Annotated in this window: 26 protein-coding genes and 1 pseudogene; 22 read left to right on the top strand and 5 right to left on the bottom strand. The window is 38.1% G+C overall.

Going from position 1 to position 18,624, the window contains the following annotated elements; translation table 11 throughout:
- On the top strand, positions 1-870 hold an 870-nt coding region (psbA, locus tag PN471_RS18150), incomplete at its 5' end, for a photosystem II q(b) protein (protein WP_271778033.1).
- Between the two features lie 54 nt (positions 871-924).
- On the opposite strand, the gene PN471_RS18145 is transcribed toward psbA, so the two are convergent.
- Positions 925-1,371 (bottom strand): SRPBCC family protein, encoded by a 447-nt coding sequence (locus tag PN471_RS18145; protein ID WP_271778034.1) that lies wholly within the window; start codon positions 1,369-1,371, stop codon positions 925-927.
- Positions 1,372-1,763: 392 nt separating this feature from the next.
- On the opposite strand from PN471_RS18145, the gene PN471_RS18140 reads away from it, so the two are divergent.
- The 3 genes and pseudogenes from PN471_RS18140 to PN471_RS18130 all read left to right on the top strand — a co-directional run bounded on the left by PN471_RS18140 (position 1,764) and on the right by PN471_RS18130 (position 4,037).
- Positions 1,764-2,078 (top strand): RNA recognition motif domain-containing protein, encoded by a 315-nt coding sequence (locus PN471_RS18140; RefSeq protein ID WP_271778032.1) that lies wholly within the window; start codon positions 1,764-1,766, stop codon positions 2,076-2,078.
- Positions 2,079-2,360: 282 nt separating this feature from the next.
- Positions 2,361-2,873, top strand: a pseudogene (locus PN471_RS18135) (ribonuclease D); the annotation flags it as partial.
- Positions 2,874-3,194: 321 nt separating this feature from the next.
- The gene (locus tag PN471_RS18130; RefSeq protein WP_271778031.1) at positions 3,195-4,037 is read left to right on the top strand and encodes a tetratricopeptide repeat protein; all 843 of its coding nucleotides are present in this window, start codon (positions 3,195-3,197) and stop codon (positions 4,035-4,037) included.
- 9 nt (positions 4,038-4,046) lie between these two features.
- Here the strand turns inward: PN471_RS18130 and PN471_RS18125 are convergent, their stop codons facing one another.
- The 4 genes from PN471_RS18125 to glpX form a co-directional block, all read right to left on the bottom strand.
- On the bottom strand, positions 4,047-5,702 hold the full coding sequence (locus PN471_RS18125; RefSeq protein WP_271778030.1) for a sodium:solute symporter family protein: 1,656 nt from the start codon (positions 5,700-5,702) through the stop codon (positions 4,047-4,049).
- Positions 5,703-5,711: 9 nt separating this feature from the next.
- Positions 5,712-5,963 carry a DUF4212 domain-containing protein gene (locus PN471_RS18120; protein ID WP_168646340.1) on the bottom strand — a complete coding sequence of 84 codons (252 nt, stop codon included), beginning with the start codon at positions 5,961-5,963 and terminating at the stop codon, positions 5,712-5,714.
- Between the two features lie 243 nt (positions 5,964-6,206).
- A complete protein-coding gene (locus PN471_RS18115) occupies positions 6,207-7,493 on the bottom strand; it encodes a glutamyl-tRNA reductase (RefSeq protein WP_271778029.1) in 1,287 nt (428 codons plus the stop codon).
- Between the two features lie 114 nt (positions 7,494-7,607).
- A complete protein-coding gene (gene glpX / locus PN471_RS18110) occupies positions 7,608-8,645 on the bottom strand; it encodes a class II fructose-bisphosphatase (RefSeq protein ID WP_271778028.1) in 1,038 nt (345 codons plus the stop codon).
- A gap of 432 nt (positions 8,646-9,077) precedes the next feature.
- Here glpX and PN471_RS18105 point away from each other — a divergent pair, with 432 nt between their 5' ends.
- The 18 genes from PN471_RS18105 (at position 9,078) to PN471_RS18020 (ending at position 18,268) form a co-directional block, all read left to right on the top strand.
- Positions 9,078-9,635, top strand: a complete 558-nt coding sequence (locus PN471_RS18105) for a hypothetical protein (protein ID WP_271778027.1) — start codon at positions 9,078-9,080, stop codon at positions 9,633-9,635.
- A 78-nt stretch (positions 9,636-9,713) separates the two neighbouring features.
- Complete coding sequence (locus PN471_RS18100; RefSeq protein ID WP_271778026.1) at positions 9,714-10,355, top strand: DUF3318 domain-containing protein; 642 nt, start codon at positions 9,714-9,716, stop codon at positions 10,353-10,355.
- A gap of 949 nt (positions 10,356-11,304) precedes the next feature.
- Positions 11,305-12,354, top strand: coding sequence for a sugar transferase (locus tag PN471_RS18095; protein WP_271778025.1), 1,050 nt, complete (start codon positions 11,305-11,307; stop codon positions 12,352-12,354).
- A gap of 331 nt (positions 12,355-12,685) precedes the next feature.
- Positions 12,686-12,916 (top strand): type II toxin-antitoxin system MazE family antitoxin, encoded by a 231-nt coding sequence (gene mazE / locus PN471_RS18090; RefSeq protein ID WP_271778024.1) that lies wholly within the window; start codon positions 12,686-12,688, stop codon positions 12,914-12,916.
- Positions 12,903-13,262, top strand: a complete 360-nt coding sequence (locus PN471_RS18085) for a type II toxin-antitoxin system PemK/MazF family toxin (RefSeq protein ID WP_271778023.1) — start codon at positions 12,903-12,905, stop codon at positions 13,260-13,262. Before mazE ends, PN471_RS18085 begins: the two co-directional genes overlap by 14 nt.
- 126 nt (positions 13,263-13,388) lie before the next feature.
- Complete coding sequence (locus tag PN471_RS18080; protein WP_271778022.1) at positions 13,389-13,577, top strand: DUF433 domain-containing protein; 189 nt, start codon at positions 13,389-13,391, stop codon at positions 13,575-13,577.
- Positions 13,546-13,854 carry a type II toxin-antitoxin system VapC family toxin gene (locus PN471_RS18075; RefSeq protein ID WP_271778021.1) on the top strand — a complete coding sequence of 103 codons (309 nt, stop codon included), beginning with the start codon at positions 13,546-13,548 and terminating at the stop codon, positions 13,852-13,854. Before PN471_RS18080 ends, PN471_RS18075 begins: the two co-directional genes overlap by 32 nt.
- Positions 13,855-14,030: 176 nt before the next feature.
- Positions 14,031-14,273, top strand: a complete 243-nt coding sequence (locus PN471_RS18070; protein WP_271778020.1) for a hypothetical protein — start codon at positions 14,031-14,033, stop codon at positions 14,271-14,273.
- 17 nt (positions 14,274-14,290) lie between these two features.
- Positions 14,291-14,641: a type II toxin-antitoxin system PemK/MazF family toxin gene (locus PN471_RS18065; RefSeq protein ID WP_271778019.1), complete on the top strand. Its 351-nt coding sequence runs from the start codon at positions 14,291-14,293 to the stop codon at positions 14,639-14,641.
- Between the two features lie 174 nt (positions 14,642-14,815).
- The gene (locus tag PN471_RS18060) at positions 14,816-15,271 is read left to right on the top strand and encodes a DUF29 domain-containing protein (RefSeq protein WP_193894854.1); all 456 of its coding nucleotides are present in this window, start codon (positions 14,816-14,818) and stop codon (positions 15,269-15,271) included.
- Positions 15,249-15,530, top strand: coding sequence for an element excision factor XisH family protein (locus PN471_RS18055; RefSeq protein ID WP_271778018.1), 282 nt, complete (start codon positions 15,249-15,251; stop codon positions 15,528-15,530). Before PN471_RS18060 ends, PN471_RS18055 begins: the two co-directional genes overlap by 23 nt.
- The gene (locus PN471_RS18050) at positions 15,518-15,859 is read left to right on the top strand and encodes a XisI protein (protein ID WP_271778017.1); all 342 of its coding nucleotides are present in this window, start codon (positions 15,518-15,520) and stop codon (positions 15,857-15,859) included. Before PN471_RS18055 ends, PN471_RS18050 begins: the two co-directional genes overlap by 13 nt.
- A gap of 120 nt (positions 15,860-15,979) precedes the next feature.
- On the top strand, positions 15,980-16,228 hold the full coding sequence (locus PN471_RS18045; protein WP_071188346.1) for a type II toxin-antitoxin system ParD family antitoxin: 249 nt from the start codon (positions 15,980-15,982) through the stop codon (positions 16,226-16,228).
- Between the two features lie 5 nt (positions 16,229-16,233).
- Positions 16,234-16,554 (top strand): type II toxin-antitoxin system RelE/ParE family toxin, encoded by a 321-nt coding sequence (locus PN471_RS18040; RefSeq protein WP_200326397.1) that lies wholly within the window; start codon positions 16,234-16,236, stop codon positions 16,552-16,554.
- Between the two features lie 289 nt (positions 16,555-16,843).
- Positions 16,844-17,158, top strand: a complete 315-nt coding sequence (locus PN471_RS18035) for a hypothetical protein (RefSeq protein ID WP_271778016.1) — start codon at positions 16,844-16,846, stop codon at positions 17,156-17,158.
- Positions 17,159-17,170: 12 nt separating this feature from the next.
- Positions 17,171-17,572 (top strand): type II toxin-antitoxin system tRNA(fMet)-specific endonuclease VapC, encoded by a 402-nt coding sequence (vapC, locus tag PN471_RS18030; protein WP_271778015.1) that lies wholly within the window; start codon positions 17,171-17,173, stop codon positions 17,570-17,572.
- A gap of 226 nt (positions 17,573-17,798) precedes the next feature.
- Positions 17,799-17,999, top strand: a complete 201-nt coding sequence (locus PN471_RS18025; RefSeq protein WP_006278807.1) for a type II toxin-antitoxin system HicB family antitoxin — start codon at positions 17,799-17,801, stop codon at positions 17,997-17,999.
- A complete protein-coding gene (locus PN471_RS18020; protein ID WP_174782686.1) occupies positions 17,996-18,268 on the top strand; it encodes a type II toxin-antitoxin system HicB family antitoxin in 273 nt (90 codons plus the stop codon). The genes PN471_RS18025 and PN471_RS18020 overlap by 4 nt, the downstream gene beginning before the upstream one ends.
- Positions 18,269-18,624: the final 356 nt, after the last annotated feature.

Below are 18,624 nucleotides of genomic sequence, written 5' to 3'. Positions count from 1 at the left end.
CTCTACGGAAACAACATCATTTCCGGTGCAGTAGTTCCTTCCTCTAACGCTATCGGTTTACACTTCTACCCCATTTGGGAAGCTGCTTCCTTAGATGAGTGGTTGTACAACGGTGGTCCTTACCAGTTGGTAGTATTCCACTTCTTGATCGGCGTATTCTGCTACCTCGGTCGTGAATGGGAACTTTCTTACCGCTTAGGTATGCGCCCTTGGATCTGCCTAGCCTTCTCTGCTCCTGTAGCAGCAGCAACCGCAGTATTCTTGATCTACCCCATCGGTCAAGGTTCATTCTCCGACGGTATGCCTTTGGGTATCTCTGGAACATTCAACTTCATGATCGTGTTCCAAGCAGAACACAACATCTTGATGCACCCCTTCCATATGTTAGGTGTAGCTGGTGTCTTCGGTGGTTCTTTGTTCTCCGCAATGCACGGTTCACTCGTTACTTCTTCCTTGGTTAAAGAAACAACCGAGAACGAATCACAAAACTACGGTTACAAATTCGGTCAAGAAGAAGAAACCTACAACATCGTTGCTGCTCACGGTTACTTCGGCCGCTTGATTTTCCAATACGCTTCTTTCAACAACAGCCGTTCTTTACACTTCCTACTCGCTGCCTGGCCTGTAATTGGTATCTGGTTCACCGCTTTGGGTATCAGCACCATGGCGTTCAACTTGAACGGGTTCAACTTCAACCAATCCATCATGGATTCTCAAGGTCGCGTTATCGCTACCTGGGCTGACGTAATCAACCGCGCTAACTTAGGTATGGAAGTAATGCACGAGCGTAACGCTCACAACTTCCCTCTAGACTTGGCTGCTGCTGATGTTGCTCCTGTCGCTTTAAGCGCTCCTGCTATCAACGGTTAATCAGTTTAGTTCGATAAAAAACGCTCTCCAATCATGGGGGGCGTTTTTTTGTGTTCATTTTTCACATTCGCGTTTAGTTACATAATGGCGATAGCGAAACATTGCTTCTAGTTGTGCTTGTACTAACCAACCACTCATAAATTCTATGCCATCACCACCGGGCATGACATAAGTAATATTATCGGTTAATTTAGTTTTGCCATTTTCTTCTGTAAATTCATGACGATGTACCCAGGACTCAAAAAGTCCAGATATCTGTTCATCGGTAAACAGATGATATTTTTCATAGTCTGTGTGCCGCGCTAACCAAGTTAAAGGTAAAATTCCTAGAAAAAGCCGAAATTCTGTAATTGCCCCGGCTGCTAGTCCTCCTTCTCGTCTAACGATTTGTACAGGTTGCCAAGGTGGAGTGAGTATTTGCAGTATGTCTGGTCTTTCGTGGAATTGCCAAACTACTTCAACTGGTGCGTTAATGATTGAGGAATGTTTAAAGTGCAACATGAACAAAAAACCTAAAATTGAGCCTTTAGATTCATTATTGACAATTTTATGAGCAAATAGGCGGAAAAACCAGAGTTGATATCTAAAAATAGTTAAATTCAGTCTAACGAGAGAATCCACTAAAAAGCTGATGCGGCGATAGCCTTCGCGGAGCATCCCGGAGGGAACTAGCACTGATGCAAGCAGTTCGCTAATTGAGGTATAAAAAAATATTTTATCAATTTCTTAGAATTTACCCGTTGATATATCATTTATTGTGCAATAATGGAAGTCGAGAAGTAATTCGGTGGACCTCGTTTGTTTTTAGTATTGATAGGCTTTTTCCCTTTGGTATTTACAGACTTTTCTCCGAAATCTAAATCTCTACACTCTTATGATTTTGGAGAAAATCTATGTCAATTTATGTAGGCAACCTCTCTTATGAAGTTACCCAAGACGGCTTGAGCGAAATTTTTAGGGAGTATGGCACCGTAAAGCGTGTTCAGCTACCTACTGACCGAGAAACTGGTAAAGTTCGCGGTTTCGGTTTCGTGGAAATGGAATCAGATGCAGAAGAAACAAAAGCCATTGAAGCCCTTGATGGTGCTGAATGGATGGGACGTGATTTAAAAGTGAACAAGGCTAAACCAAGAGAGGAACGTAGTTCTTTTGGTGGTGGAAATCGGGGTGGTGGAAACTTCGGCGGTGGAAGCCGTAACCGTTACTAATATCCATAGATTTAAGTTGGATGAATGTCCACCTCGAGGATAATTAGGTTTAACAAAAGCTCAGGATTGAATACCTGGGCTTTTTTTGTGGTAAATTTTCTCCACAGGATCAATATGGCATCAAAAGAGGTATTTTGGCAATAATTATCATAATGGGGTGGCACTTGTCAGGATGATTAGTCATAAAATGTTACGTTAGAAAACTATAACCAAGTAGGTGAACACAATCAAACAAATCTGTGTAAAGAAAAGTAAAATCGCCTAAACCCTGAACTTTGTAATTTTCATGATATTGATAAACAAGAACAAAGGAGTGATTGGGGAAAAAGACCATTAACTGAAGCACAACTAGAATATGCTTATCTTGATTGTATTTATTTGGCTCAAGTATATTTACGATTATTAGAATTAGAGGCTAATTTTCAGGTAGATCCAATTAAGGAAGATTTAAATTTATTGACTGCTAGATATAGAGAAATTGAACAGCAACAAAAAATACTTAAGTCAGAATTTGATCATTTACAAGAACGGGTAAAAAAAGCGATGTTAGTTCAAAATATTGCGGAAACATCCCATTGTAAACTAACAAGTTATGAGCGGAAAACTTTTAAAACTCAGTTTCAGGAATTGGTAAATTTAGTAGAAAACCAAGGTGTTGATTTAGATTTTACCATGACTTTAACTGAAGATATTCGCAAAAATTTGGGGGTAAATCTGGAAAAATTGGCTGTAAATGTTGATAAAAATACTTATTGGAAAATCACTCCTAAAAATCACGAACATGAGGAAGATTAAGAGCAAATACTGAAAAACTCCCTGAACTAATTTTCATCCTACTTCCGAATACTAGTATGAAAATTTTCATGGAAGTGCTAACAAAATTAACAGAATTATCAGCGGAAGTCTAGTAATAATATAAATGTAGATTGCCAGGATTTTATTTTTAATATTTACTAATATGCGGTAATTGGCTGAATCAACTCATTCATTAATTCTCAATAACTTCAGGGAATTTTATAATTTGAATTGAATATTAATCAAAAAGCAGACATATTGCAGAAGTAAGTAATTTAGTGAATGATTTACTCCCAGTAAGATGGCAATTTTTGGTAAATTATGAAATGGCAGTTATTGACACAAAAACAGCGAGGAGTAAACAGGGCATTCACTGTAGCAATGTTTACAATTTTCAGTGGTATTATTTGCGTTTCTTGCAGTAATAATCAAGATGTTTTGGTGACAGAAAGGGGTGCAAGTACCCCCAATCCACTGATAGGGAGAACATCTAAAGCTGGGGAATTTTATGTTCAGGGACAAACTCAACATCTGAAAGGTAATTCCCAAGCGGCTATTGCTGCCTATAGTAAATCAATTAGTCTTAATCCTCAATATGCACCAGCATTTAAAGGTCGGGGATTAGTTTATTTTGATACTGGTAATAAAGAGGGAGCGATCGCGGATTATAATCAGGCATTACGTCTCAATCCCGAGGATGCGGAAGCATATAATAACCGTGCTAATGCTTTTGCTTCTATCGGAGATTATAGAAGAGCGATCGCGGATTATAATCAGGCAATTAGCATTGCCCCAAAATCTGCTGAGGTTTACAATAATCGAGGTAATGCCCGTGCTAACCAAGGTGATAAGAATGGGGCGTTAGAGGACTACACTCAAGCGATTCGCATTGATCAGGAATATGCTGTAGCCTATAATAATCGGGGTAATGCTTATGCTGCAAGAGGAGAACAGCAAAAAGCAATCTCCGATTATAATGAAGCCGTTCGCATTAATCCTAATTTTGGCGTTGCTTTTAACAATCGCGGTAACGCCTATGCTGAAATTGGCGACAAGCGGGGCGCATTAAAAGATCTACAGCGGGCAGCAGCTATTTTTGACAAACAAGGAAATAAGGACTTATATCAACAAGCAATGAAGAATATTGAGGAATTGGGTAAGTAATTTTGTCATCTATTCTTCAATAATTGGGGTGCGTAAATTCTCTACCAAAGCCTGAATTTCCGGGGGTGGTGGTGGTGTAAGTCGAGAAACTGTAAGGGTGACAATAAAGTTAATAATCATCCCTAAAGTGCCAATTCCTTCGGCAGAAACGCCAAAAAACCAAGGTGTCATACCGACAAATTTTACGCCGACAATGTAAATAACTGTAAATATCAAACCTATTAACATTCCGGCAATTGCACCTTGAGAATTGGTGCGTTTATCAAAAATTCCCAGAAATATTACCGGGAAAAAACTTGCAGCCGCTAAACCAAAGGCAAAAGCTACCACTTCACTCACAAATCCTGGTGGATTTACGCCAAAATATCCAGCGAGAACAATGGCGAGACCAACAACAACTCGCCCTACAAATACCCGTTTTTTTTCTGAAGCTTGGGAATCAAAAATGCGATAATAAACATCGTGAGCGACAGAACTGGAAATTACTAATAATAATCCAGATGCAGTGGATAAAGCAGCAGCTAAACCACCAGCCGCAACTAAAGCAATTATCCAAGGAGGTAAATTAGCAACTTCTGGGGTAGAGAGAACAATGATATCTTTATCAATGATGATTTCGTTGGTTTCTTTGTTCGGAGTTAACTGAAAACGGCCATCTTTATTTTTATCTTCAAAAGCTAGAAGTTTGGTTTTTTCCCACTTATTTGCCCAATCTAATTGCTGGACTTCGACAATTGTTTTATTATGCAAAGAAGTAATGAGATTGTAACGAGAAAACATCCCGATTGCGGGGGCTGTGGTGTAGAGAATGGCGATAAATAATAATGCCCAACCAGCAGAAAACCGGGCGGCACGAACACTTTTAACTGTGTAAAACCGGACGATAATGTGGGGTAAACCAGCAGTTCCTACCATCAAGGCAATGGTGATGAAAAGAACATCCAGCATTGATTTGTTGGCAAAAGATTGGGTATATTCTTTAAAGCCTAAGTCAAGTTGAATGAGGTTGAGTTTATCAGCAATATCGCTGGTGGTAAAGGCTAATTGGGGAATAGGATTACCTGTGAGTTGGTAGGCGATCGCAATTGCTGGAATTAAATATGCGAAAATCAATACACAATACTGGGCTACTTGTGTCCAGGTAATGCCTTTCATTCCTCCCAAAACCGCGAAAAAGCCGACAATGATCATGCCAATGATGACACCAGTATTCACGTCTACTTGTAAAAAGCGACTGAAGACAATTCCCACACCCCGCATTTGTCCAGCGACGTAGGTGAGAGAAATAAAAATAGCTGCAACTACTGCCACCAACCGAGCTATATTGGAATAATAGCGATCGCCTACAAAATCAGGGACTGTATATTTACCAAATTTCCGTAAATATGGTGCTAATAATAATGCTAGTAAAACATATCCACCAGTCCAACCCATCAAATAAATAGAACCGTCATATCCCAAAAATGAAATCAACCCGGCCATAGAAATAAAGGAAGCCGCAGACATCCAATCGGCCGCAGTAGCAGCACCATTAGCAATTGCGGGTATTCCCTGACCGGCAATAAAAAAGTCTTTAGTATTTTCTACTCGTGATTGCCAACCAATGTAAATGTAAAGTACAAAAGAGAGGCCAACTAATATAATTGTCCAAAGTTCAACCGACATTGTTTATCCTCACTTCTTATTGTACTTCTGGTCTAATTTATCCATTTGGAAAGCATAAATAAAAATTAATACCACAAAAACCAAAATTGATCCTTGCTGTGCCATCCAAAAACCAAAGGGAACACCAAAAAACCGAATTACATTTAACTGTTGAACCAGCAATATACTAAAAACCACGGAGACTAAAGCCCAAACAATTAAAAGATTTCTAATTAAGTTCGTATTAGCACGCCAATAAGCGCGACGCTGATTCTCGTCCATTTTTCTTTGATGATCATTGCATCACAGATGATATCACCAAGACCGGATAATACTGCATTATTTGAGTAATTTTTTGTAAAGTTTTATATAGTTGATAAGTAGCTATTACTGTGCTGCGTAAGTGAATGAACCATGTTCAATCGTCAAAAAGCTTACCCAATAAAGCCAACTTCAAATTAAAAACCCATTAAAACAGGGAACAATCTCAGGAATGGCATAATATTTCCCTGTTTCTTGATAATTTCAGCTAAACTGCTCTTCAGCGTCCAAATTAAATAACATTTGCAGAGTTTGCATACATCGTCTTCTAGCTTCCACATCTTGCTGGGCGCGTAATTGTACCATCGGATCATGCAAAATCTTATTGACTATTCCCCTTGTTAAAGCCTCAATTACCTCTTGATGCTTTTCGCCAAATTCTGAACCCAAACGAGATAAAGCCTTTTCTAATTCTTGTTCGCGGATAGTTTCTATTTTATTGCGTAAAGAACTAATAGTAGATACGGTTTCTAAACTTCGCCACCAAATATCAAAAGCTTCAACTTCTTCATCTAAAATCTTCTCAGCTTCCTGTGCCATTTGGCGGCGGCTTTCATAATTTTGGGCTACAACTGCTTTTAAATCATCAACATTAAAAGCCTTCACATTCGCCAAATCATTGACATCTGCATCCACGTTCCGGGGGACGGAAATATCAAATATCATCAATTTTTGATTGGGTTCTAACACTGTTTCTAACTTCACCCGATCTAAAATAGGTTCAGTTGAAGATGTGCTAGTAAATACCATGTTACTAGCGGCAATAACTGACATCATTTCTGGCAGCAGATGGATTTGAATAGGTTGTTCTGGGAACAACTTCGCCAACTCTTCCGCCCTACTACGGGAACGATTAACAATACTAATTTGAGTTGCACCTTTAGAAATTAGGTGTTGTACAAGTAACCGGGACATTTTCCCAGCGCCAAGGATAGACACACGATTTATAGATAAATTTTCTACTTTCATCTGTGCCAGTTCCACCGCCGCCGAACTGATAGAAACCGCACCAGTGCCAATACTGGTTTCGGTGCGAACCCGTTTACCCGCTGTTAAAGCTTGTTTAAATAAGCGATTTAAAATGGTTTTGATGCCATTAAATTGTTGTCCCAGTTTGTGGGTATTTTTAACTTGAGCGAGAATTTGACCTTCACCTAAAACTAGACTATCCAACCCAGCCGCAACCCGTAAAATATGGGTGACAGCATCACCATGCAGTAACATAAACAAATGATGTCGCAAAGACATCATGGGGAGTTTGCTATGTTCAGAAAGGAACTGCGTTACCTCGTGGATTCCCTGGGTAGTTTCGCTGCTAACAATATAAATTTCTAAACGATTACAAGTGCTGAGAATAGCAACTTCATCAACATGAGGATAACTGAGAAGTTGAGCGATCGCACTTTCGATTTCAGGTTCAGGAATACTTAATTTTTCTCTAACTTCGACTGGGGCTGTTTTATGGCTTAACCCCACCACTGCAATATTCATTTCTTAAATAGGTAATAGGTAATAGGTAATAGGTAATAGGTAATGGGTAATAGGTGATAGGTAAATAGTTTTTTCTTCACCAATCACCAATCACCAATTACCAATCAGCAGTTGTTAACGCAATTGGATAGTCTTGGGTTCGTCCCATAAGTGAACTGTATCTACAAACCGAGCGGTTTTGGATTGACTAGAAATAACCAAGCTTTGGGTTCTAGCACCACCGTGGAAGAAGCGCACACCATCCATCAAAGTTCCAGGAGTAATACCGCAACCAGCAAATAGCACTGTTTCACCGGAAGCCAATTCATTAGCGTTATAAACTTTGTCTCCGTCAGTAATACCCATTTCATTTAAACGGGCTAGATTACCTTCTCTGCTTTCGCCAATCAAGCCAGTTTGCACAACTTCTGGATCATAGATTAATTGTCCTTGGAAGTGTCCACCTAAGCAGCGTAAAGCCGCAGCAGAAATTACACCTTCGGGTGCAGCACCAATACCCATTAAAGCATGAATATTAGTACCAGAGAAAGCGCAACAGATAGCAGCAGAAACGTCACCATCGCTGATTAGTCTAACTCTTGCGCCAGCGGTGCGGATTTCTTGAATGAGTTCTTTGTGACGGGGACGATCCATCACTACTACTACCAACTCTTCCACAGCCCGGTTTAAGCACTCAGAAAGGATTTTCAGGTTTTCTGTAGCAGACTTATTGATATCAACATGACCTCTAGCGGCTGCTGGGGCTGCGAGTTTCTTCATGTAGAAGTCAGGAGCAGCAAATAAACCGCCCTTTTCAGAAATTGCCAAAACTGCCATTGAGCCATTTTGACCATAAGCAACTAGGTTAGTACCTTCACAAGGGTCAACAGCAATATCAATTTCTACAAGCTCATTAACATTACAGAAATTTGCCGCATCAGGTCTGGTGCAAATACCAACTTCTTCGCCAATGTACAGCATGGGAGCTTCGTCCCGTTCGCCTTCACCGATGACGATGCGACCACGCATATGGATTTTGTTCATCCGTTCGCGCATCGCTTCCACTGCTACTTGGTCAGCAATGTTCTTTTCGCCCTTACCCATCCACTTAGAAGAAGCGATCGCCGCTTGCTCAACTACTTCTATAATCTCTAACCCAAGTGTATTTTCCACGAGTATCCCCTTTAAATTACTTGTCTTAGCGTCGTTTTCTTAGCTATTTCAGTTTTTAAGTTTACCAAAGTGCGGATACATATTAGAAAAAAGTCTGGAATACCAACTATGTTAAGTTTTGCAACTGATGGCAAGGTCAACAACAAGGGGTGAGCGTCTAGAAAAGCGATCGCTAGGGGGACTAGATGAAATCCGTAACGTCTTTAGTCTCCAGAATATTTAAGTAATTTGCGCTAAGTAAGTTATGAATCTCAGATCCCTGACTGCTCCTTCACAAGTCAGGGATCTTTGTTATCCCAATTTTGGATGACGATCTGCTAGATTAACATAAATTAACCTCGGCGAAAATTACTGTTGCAATTGAGTAAATGCGCCTAGCGGGTTAAAATAGTTTTGGTGACAGCCTCTTGTACTGTTCCTTAGGAGGCTTTTATGGCAGCAAATATTAGACAAATAGCCAAGTACTTAGATAATCTTGGTTGGGACTACCGTTTTGATGAAAAAGAAGACCGGATTATTACTGGTGTTGAAGCTGAAAATATCGAAGATTTTCTAATAGTTGTCCAACTGGATGAGGAAGGAAAGTTTTTTCGGCTGTTTGCACCCCAGGTTCTGGCGGAAGTAAAAGATCATCCCCACAAAGATGCTATCCTCCAGACGATGCTGGCTATTTCCTGGGAAACCAAAATGCTGCAATGGGAATATGATCCATCCGATGGTGAAATCCGCGCTATCATCGAATTTCCCCTGGAAGACTCCATGCTCACCGAGAGACAATTTAACCGTTGTCTGAGCGGATTAATTCAAATTGTGGATACCATTGCCCTCCCGCGGTTGCAAGAGGTAATGGAAACAGGAGAAGATCCGGGCAATCTAGACTTAGGAGAAAGATTATTGTTGAGTATTCAAGAACAAGCTCCTGGATTATTAGAACTCCTAGAAAAAGCTATGGAAGCCCGGAAAAAGCGCGGTAGTTTTGCCGATGATTAAGGCGGATAACTACTGAAATCCCTAGACTGCAAACTGATAACCTGATCATATACTGAAATTTTGTAAGGCTGGATTTTTATGACATCCTATGCAACCTCCTCTGCTAAAGCAGAAATGAGTGAACTCCGGCGGTTAAAAAGCTTGTTACCCCCAGAATTGCAAAGTTGGGTAACGGTTGAAGGCACGATAGAGGTTAATCCATCCCTGATTCGTTGCGAAGAGATTGGCAAAGACCAAGTAGAAATTCAAATTGACTTGGTGAAGTGGGATGCTCTCGCAATGGATCAGCGTAATTTGCTGTTTTGGCACGAAGTTGCTCGCATTCAAAATGACACAATTCCCAAAGATGGTTGGGAAATGGCAGCACTAGCTATTGGTTTGGGTGGTGCTGTAGGTGAGTTGTGGGTACAAGATGGATTATTGCTAGTATTGGCTTTAGCACTTTGTGGTGTGTCCGGTTGGCGATTATATCAAAAAAATAATGGTGGTAAACAAATTCAAGAATTGCTGGATGCGGACGAAAAAGCGATCGCTCTAGCAACCCGCTTTGGCTATAGTTTACCTAACGCCTATAAAAGTCTTGGTAGTGCCTTAAAAACTTTGGTGGAAAACACTCCTAGCAAAGGTCAGCGTTCTCGATATGAAGCCAGACTTTCGGCTCTCAAACGAAGTGCCAACAAGGCTAAAACTAAATCGAGGAATGAGGATTCAGGTCTTTGACACTCTCAGGGCTAAAGCCACTGAGATTCTTGGTTCAACGAGTCGCTTATAAGCTATGGTGAAAAATTAATTTCCTAGGTGGAGAGAGGGAACAGGGAACAGGGAACAGGAAAAAAATATGTGTAATTTATTTTTCCTAATTACTTATCTCAGGTCTAAAGACACACTCGCTTTACGCTTACCGGATGCTCTGGTAAAATCTTCACAGCTAGTGGGTTGGGTGTTGCCCACCCCACAAGGACATAGATTCATCCTCTATCTTTTATTTTCCTCTTTCTTGCTCCTGACTCCTGCACGCCATATTAAAACTTTATCAAACTTTATTATTTCGCTCATCAAAAATTTTTAAATAACCCAATCGCTGCAATATTTTATAATTTAGAAAGTCACACATTACAAAAATACCAGAATCCCATCATTCACCTTCGCAACTAATTAAAACTGCCCATTCTAACTTCTTAACAACTGTACTTTGGAAGACAATTATTTTTACAAATACCTCTAATTTAGTGTTAGAGACAAGTTATATAGCTTTTCCCAGTCTAATGAAGTACACACCAACTTATTCACTTTTCCCTGTTCCCTGTTCCTTAAGACAAAAAAACCTTGTACCTCGCTAGTATGGGAATGGCTATATAGCGATATGGACTTTTTGTAAAATACATTGAGGAAATCAAAAATCTCTAGGGGCAGGGTTTTCTCGCTCTTGATTGTATCACATCCGATTTTTTTCCTGGGGGGAAATTTTAAATCCATACCTACGGATTCTAAATAGGTCCGACATATTCACAACAGCAAAAACTTTATAAATCGCTGTGATTGTGAAGCTTTATTGGTGATATTTTCTCTAATCTTTAAAGATCTACAAACTTGTGCTTCATCAGACAGATTAAAGGTAAGGTTAATTGTTTTTCTAAAGCAAAATAACGTTGAGCAAATTAGATTATATATGGCAACTAAAGTCCAGAGTTTTATGAGTAGCCAACCTATATCAGTAGATTTTTCAGTGACTTATTTAGAAGACGCAGCAATCTTGCAAGTTCCAGTGAGATTAACTGTGCTTGAAGCTGTCAATTTTAAACAAACTTGCCAAAACCTAATTCAAGCGGATGTACCACCTGGGCAAATTTTCATTGATTTTCAAAATACTACTTTTATGGACAGTAGTGGTTTAGGTTCTTTGGTTAGTAACTTTAAAAATTCTCAAGAAAAGGGAATTAAAGTCACATTGCGTCATGTGACACCCCAAGTTATGGCCGTTTTAAATCTGACGGGACTAGATCAGGTGTTTCCCATTGAGTCTCTTCACAACCTCAGATTAATCGCAACAGATAATTTAACAGATGCCGGAAAAAATAATTCTCGCAAAGTAGATCCACTTCCCCAAACTCATAACTCCGTATCATCTTGGATGAAACGGGCCATTGATATTGTCGGATCATTAGTGGGATTAGTAATTACATCTGTTTTATTTATTCCCATAGCGATCGCCATTCAAATTGATGATCCCGGTCCGATTTTATTTCGGCAAACCCGTTGCGGCTGGATGGGTAAGCGGTTTGCAATTTGGAAATTTCGCTCTATGTGTGTAGATGCCGAAGCCAGAAAATCCCAAATTAAAAACCAAGCCGAAGGTGCTTTCTTTAAAAACGACAATGATCCCCGAATTACTAAAGTAGGTAAATTTTTACGCCGTACCAGTCTCGATGAACTACCTCAATTTTGGAATGTTCTCAAAGGAGAAATGAGTTTAGTCGGGACTCGACCACCGACACCCGATGAAGTAGAACGCTATGAAGTCCCAGAATGGCAACGTTTTGACGTGAAACCTGGCATGACTGGTGAATGGCAAGTTAACGGTCGCTCTAAAGTTCGGAGTTTTGAAGATGTGATTCGGTTAGATTTACAGTATCAGCAAAATTGGACTTTAGTTTACGATTTAAAGTTAATTTTCAAAACAATCACCATTTTGTTTAATAAAAACAGTGGGGCTGTTTAGATTATCTACTCCTAAACTAAATTCACAAATTTATCTAGGCAATTTACCCAAGTCACCAATCGGCTTGGGCTGATTTTTTTTCAGTTTAATTATATTTGTTGTTGTATGCGATCGCCTACAACAACCTACGTGATTCCTGCGGAGCGCTTCGCTAACGCACTCTCTCAATCCCCAAACAGCGAACTGACAAGTCGGCACCTGCGCGATCGCATCCCTTCAACTTACCAGAATCCTTTTTTTACGAACCACTCCAGACACAGAGAATACAGAGTATTTGCAAATTGTTAAAAAAGTGGTATGATTAATTGGTAAGATAAATAAGTCATACATAATGATGAAAGTCACAATTACTTTAGAAGAAGACATTCTCAGATTTATTGATCAACAAGCAAAAGGTAATCGTAGTGCCTATATTAATGCACTATTAGCAGAACAAAGACGCAAGATTTTAGAAGCAGCAATAATTGCTGCACTCCAAGAAGATGCGAAAGATTTAGAATATCAAAATGAGATTTCTGCTTGGGATAATGTAGCTGGAGATGGTATTAATGCCAGAGGGTAATTTAACTTATAAACGGGGTGAAATTTGCTGGGTAAATCTTGATCCAACGGTGGGAGCAGAAGTACAAAAAATTCGTGCTTGTTTGATAGTTCAAAATGATATTATGAATCAATATGGATTATTAACAATTGTGATGCCATTTCGACCAGGAAGTAAGCAAGCTCCCTATATTGTCAATGTCAAAGCAACAGCAATTAATGGATTAGATAAAGATCGTTTTATTGATATTGCTCAAATTCGTGCTGTTGATTATCGTCGGGTTTTAGGGTTGGTGGGGATTTTAGAAGTTGAATATTGGGAAGAAATTCGTACTGCTTTGGATGTGGTTTTGGGATTTGGGGTTTAAGTTGAGCGAACTGACAAGTCAGCACTTGCGCGATCGCACCCTTCAACTTCTCCAATAGCGATCGCAATGTGATATTATGAATAAGTTTATGATAGAATCAAACATAGTGAAGAACAAATATTTTTTATGTTAAATTTAGAAAGAATTACATTTGATCCGCAAATCATGGCAGGACAAGCTTGTATTCGGGGGATGCGAATACCTGTTTCTTTAGTGGTAAATTTAGTAGCTAATGGAAAACCACTAGAGGAGATTTTAGAAGAATATCCTGATTTAGAAGCTGATGATATTCGTCAATCTTTGCTTTACTCTTGATAAAAATGGCTTAGGTTTATCTATCAATCAAGCTGAAGAAGAAAGCGAAAAACTTAAAAAGATATTTATATTGGAATTGGATACACCACAAATTTTTACTGAGTGGGAATCTCTATCTCTGGTTATTAAATATCAAGTGATGGGAAAACAGGTGCATGATGCACGTTTAGCTGCGGCCATGTTAGCTCATAATATCACACATTTATTGACATTTAATGTTGATGATTTTAAACGGGTTTCGGATATTGTAGTTGTTGATCCACGTAGTGTTGTTTAATTACAAGCGATCGCACCCCTTCAACTCCCAAACAGCGAACTGACAAGTCAGCAATTACGCTATTGCACTCCTCAGATGTCAATTCTAACTTACATAGGAGAGTGACAGGTGAGTTACACTAAAACATATCTTCTTTAAATTGTGATATACTGAATAAATTGAGAGGTTGAGTTAGTATGGAAACGCAAGCAATTCTTAAATCTTTGCCAAAACTCAGTATCAATGAACGCTTGAAAATAGCTGAATTTGCTTTACAATTAGTTAATGAACAACAAAAGTTTTTAACAAAAGAACAGCAAAAACATCAATTAGCATTAGCAGCTATTACAGCTATTGAAGATTATGCAAATGATGGTGAATTAAATGTTTTCTCCGATTTAGATGGAGAAGATTTTTATGACTATCCAGATGAAGATTAAAAGAATTTGTGAAACTTATGTATAGAGGTGAAGTCTGGTTAGTTAATTTAGATCCAACTATAGGTACGGAGATTAGTAAAAAACGTCCTTGTATTATAGTTAATGATAATGCCATTGGCATTTTACCTTTGAAGATAATTGTTCCAGTGACAGATTGGAAAGAACGTTATTCTCTTAGACCTTGGATGGTAAAATTAGAACCAAGTACAGAGAATAGTTTGGCAAAAGTTTCTAGTGTTGATACTTTTCAAATCCGTTCTGTTTCAGAAATACGATTAATTAGAAAATTAGGTCAACTTTCTGAATCACAAATGCAGCTTATTTCTCAAGCATTAGCTGTAGTGTTAAGTCTTTCTCTGTCAACTTGAGATCGCATCCCCTCAACTCCCAAACAGATATAATTATATGAATTTGTGATATTCTAGAATATAGAATCAACAAAGTTAAATCAATATAATAAAATATTGATAATGGTTTTGCGGTTAATTTGGTAGTTAATGGAAAACCTTACCTGTAAAAATCAATCAAATCAGGAGAAGATTATGATCCATCAATCTGTTACTAAAGGTAGTAATCTTTATGCACAAGATCATAACTTGTGGTTAGAAAAAACTGCTTATTTATTAAAAAGTAAAAGTTTTTCAGAATTAGAATTAGAAAATTTAATTGAAGAAATTGAAAGTATGGGAAGAAGTGAGAAAAATTCTTTAAGAAGTAATCTTAGAGTGCTAATTATGCACCTTCTTAAATACAAATTCCAACCCCAAAACCGCTCTAATAGCTGGCTATATACAATCTATGAACATCGTCAAAGATTGCAAGAAGCATTTTTAGATAGTCCTAGTTTAAAAAGCTATTATATCGAAGTCTTTGATAATTGTTACCAACACGCTCGCAAAGAAGCAGCGATTGAAACTGGACTTCCTCTGTCTATTTTTCCTCAAGAGTGTCCTTTTTCTGTTGATGAAATATTAGATGCTGATTTCTTCCCTGTTTAATTATATTTGTTATTGTTTAATTATATTTGTTATTGTGTGCGATCGCACTCCCTCAACTCCCCAAAAGCGGCAATATATTTTATATCGTAATTTAATTAATCTCACAGAACCAAACTATACGATTTATTTGGCTATTAAAGAAAGTACATACGAAAACTTTTTCACTAGGGATTCAATTAAAGAAATTGTCCAATTAAATCAAATTTTGATAATTGTGGTTAATGTTGAAAAAGAGGAGATATTACAATGGATAAACTAGAACAATATCAAATAGCAATTAAACAAGTTCTTACGGAATATCATAATTGGGTTTCTGGTGCAGCAAATTTAACTGATGAAAGTTGTTTGATTTTTGATGATAATCATCATCACTATATTTGGTGTTTTTTGGGTTGGGACGGCAAAAAAAGAACAAATAATATCCAAGTTAATATCAGAATTAAAAATGATAAAATTTGGATAGAAGAAGATTGGACAGAAGAAGGAATAGCTAATGAGTTAATGAAGTTAGGTATTTCTAATTTTGATATTGTTTTAGCATTTTATCCTCCTGAAGAAAGGAAATATACTGCATTTGCTACTGCTTAAATATTATAGCGATTCCTAGATCGCGCTTCGCTATCGCACCCACATCCCTACAAAACATTTGACAAAAATTGACAATATTTGCCATAATTAAAGAATCAGAAATATAAAGACTTATTAGCTATGACTACAGTAAATATTTCTCTTCCCGATTCCATGCGGGACTTTATCAATGAACAGGTTGCAAAGTGTGGCTACAGTACCACAAGCGAATATATTCGACATTTGATTCGTCAAGATTTAGAAAAAGTGGCACAAGCACGACTAGAAACATTGCTATTAGAAGGCTTAGATAGTGGTGAAGCGATTGAAATTACGGATGAGTGGTGGCAACAAAAACGCACTCAGCTTCTAGAGAGACTCCGCAAGTAATAGCAATGACTAGACGAATTGTAATTAGACCAAAGGCTAGTGTTGACCTTGATGAACAGTTTGCTTATATTGCTGACAGTAATTTTGATGCAGCATTGAGTTTTTTTGATGCTATGAGGCAGACTTTTTCACAATTAGCACGACTACCTGGTATTGGTAGTGTTTATAATGTTAAAAATCCGCGTTTAGTTGGTTTGCGGAAGTGGGGAGTTAGAGGATTTGAAAAGCATCTAATTTTTTATTTAGAAGGGGATGAGTATATTGAAATTGTTCGGTTAATTCATTCTGCACGGGATATTTCACAGATTTTAGCAGAAGAAGAATAGCTATAGTCATCAGCTATGCGATTCCTAGGTCGCGCTTCGCTATCGCACCCCCTCTACTTCCCAAAAAGCGATTCCTAGGTCGCGCTTACGCTATCGCACTCCTCAACTTCCCAAAAAGCGATCGCACCCCCTCAATTTCCCTAAACAGCGAACTGCTTGCAGCAGCGCTTCGCTATCGTACCCCCTCCAACTTCCCAAATAGCGATTCCTTTAGTGAGCTACGCTAACGCCTGAGTATATGATATTATAGAATATGAGTAAATTTTCAATATCTAATGACAATATACTTATGAATAATCAACAATCCATTACAGAAATATCCCCAACTACTCCTAGTTATAATCTATTATTAGAAATCGCCCAAATTCCAGAAGAATATATACCGGAATTTCTGCAAATAGTTCGGTTATTTCGTGAGAATGTTATAAAGAAACCAACATCCATAGATGATAAAAATATTGAAATAGCAAAAAATCATCAATTATCCTGGCAAGAATTTATTAATAAAACCGCAGGAAGTTGTGCTGATGATCCAATTATTCTGGATGATTTAGGAATTGATGATAGCTTAGATGATAGATTACAAGAAATGATTAATAGTTAAGAATACAAACTGATGAAATATTTATTAGATACCAATGTTTGTATTCAATATCTTAATCAAAGATCAGAAAAGATTATTCAGCGTCTTCAAGATTTATCCGATATAGATATAGTCGTTTGTTCTATTGTCAAAGCTGAGTTATTTTATGGTGCAATGAGAACTCATAATCCTGCAAAAACTCTGCAAAAGCAGCAGGAATTTTTGGGGAGGTTTGTTTCTTTGTATTTTGATGGTCAATGTGCTTTAGTTTATGCCGAAATTCGTAGTAAATTGGCTGCTAAAGGTACTCCTATCGGTAATAATGATTCACATATTGCTGCTATTACAATGGCTAATAATTTAACTTTAATTACTCACAATACTAGAGAATTTAGTAGAATTGATAATTTAAAGTTAGAAGATTGGGAAATTTAGTAAATACCGCTTACTAAGTCGCGCTTCGCTATCGCACCCCTTCAACTTCCCAACATCCTTTTTTAACGAACCACTCCAGACACAGAGAACACAGAGAAAGAGCGATACCTTCGGTCAGCTTCGCTATCGCATCCCTTCAACTCCCCAAAAGCGATTATTCATCTTTATTAAACTGGTACGTCTGACTCCCCCTGCGGTAAAATGTCCTTAGTTCAAGGAACTGGCTATGAAAATAAAAGCAATTATTTGGGAAGAAGACGGTGTATGGTGTGGTTCTGTACCAGCTTTACCAGGATGTCATACCTGGGGTGAAAGTTACGAACATTTATTAGAAATGTTGAAAGATGCTGTTCAAGGTTGGTTAGAAGTTGCTAGTCAGCAAGAAGAAGTTGAACCACAAAAACAGTTAATTGAGTTATCTTTATGACTACAGCATTTATTCTTAGTGATTATGTTGAGGGAGCAGTTTCTCAAGCCATATATGACAAGTTGGAAGATGGTACATTTTTCGGTAAAATTCCTGTTTGTCAAGGTGTTGTTGCTTTTGGTGCTAGTTTACGTGAGTGCCAAAATGAATTACGCTCGACTTTAGAAGATTGGATTTTACTAGGTTTAAAACTTGGACATAGCTTACCAGTAATTGATAATATTAATCTTAATCAGGAGCCGATTCTTGAGCCGTTGGATACCGTGTAAACGTCGAGACTTTATTAGCAAGTTAAGAAGGTTAGGTTTTGAGGGTGCTTTTTCTGGTACAAGACACCAATTTATGGTTTATGCTCAAAATCGTCTCACTATTCCTTCTAATGATGAGTATTCTATCCCACATTCCGCACCCCAAAATATTACAGGGGGAAATTACGGAGATGAAAATCGAAGGGAGCATCAAAACAAACAGACAAAGTGAAAAAGGGCATTTGAGAAACAGTAAATCACCAAAAATGTCATCAAAATCTATTCTCAATAAGAAGCAATAAGAATGCACACCACCTGGAGAGGTCAATAGATAAGCGAAAGAAGATATTCAAGAAACAATTATAATTTAGACTAAT

The sequence above is a fragment of the Aphanizomenon sp. CS-733/32 genome (assembly GCF_028330045.1).
Lineage (GTDB): Bacteria > Cyanobacteriota > Cyanobacteriia > Cyanobacteriales > Nostocaceae > Dolichospermum > Dolichospermum gracile.
Note: the sequence above shows the minus strand (reverse complement) of the source record. Positions and strands in the feature narration are given on the sequence as shown.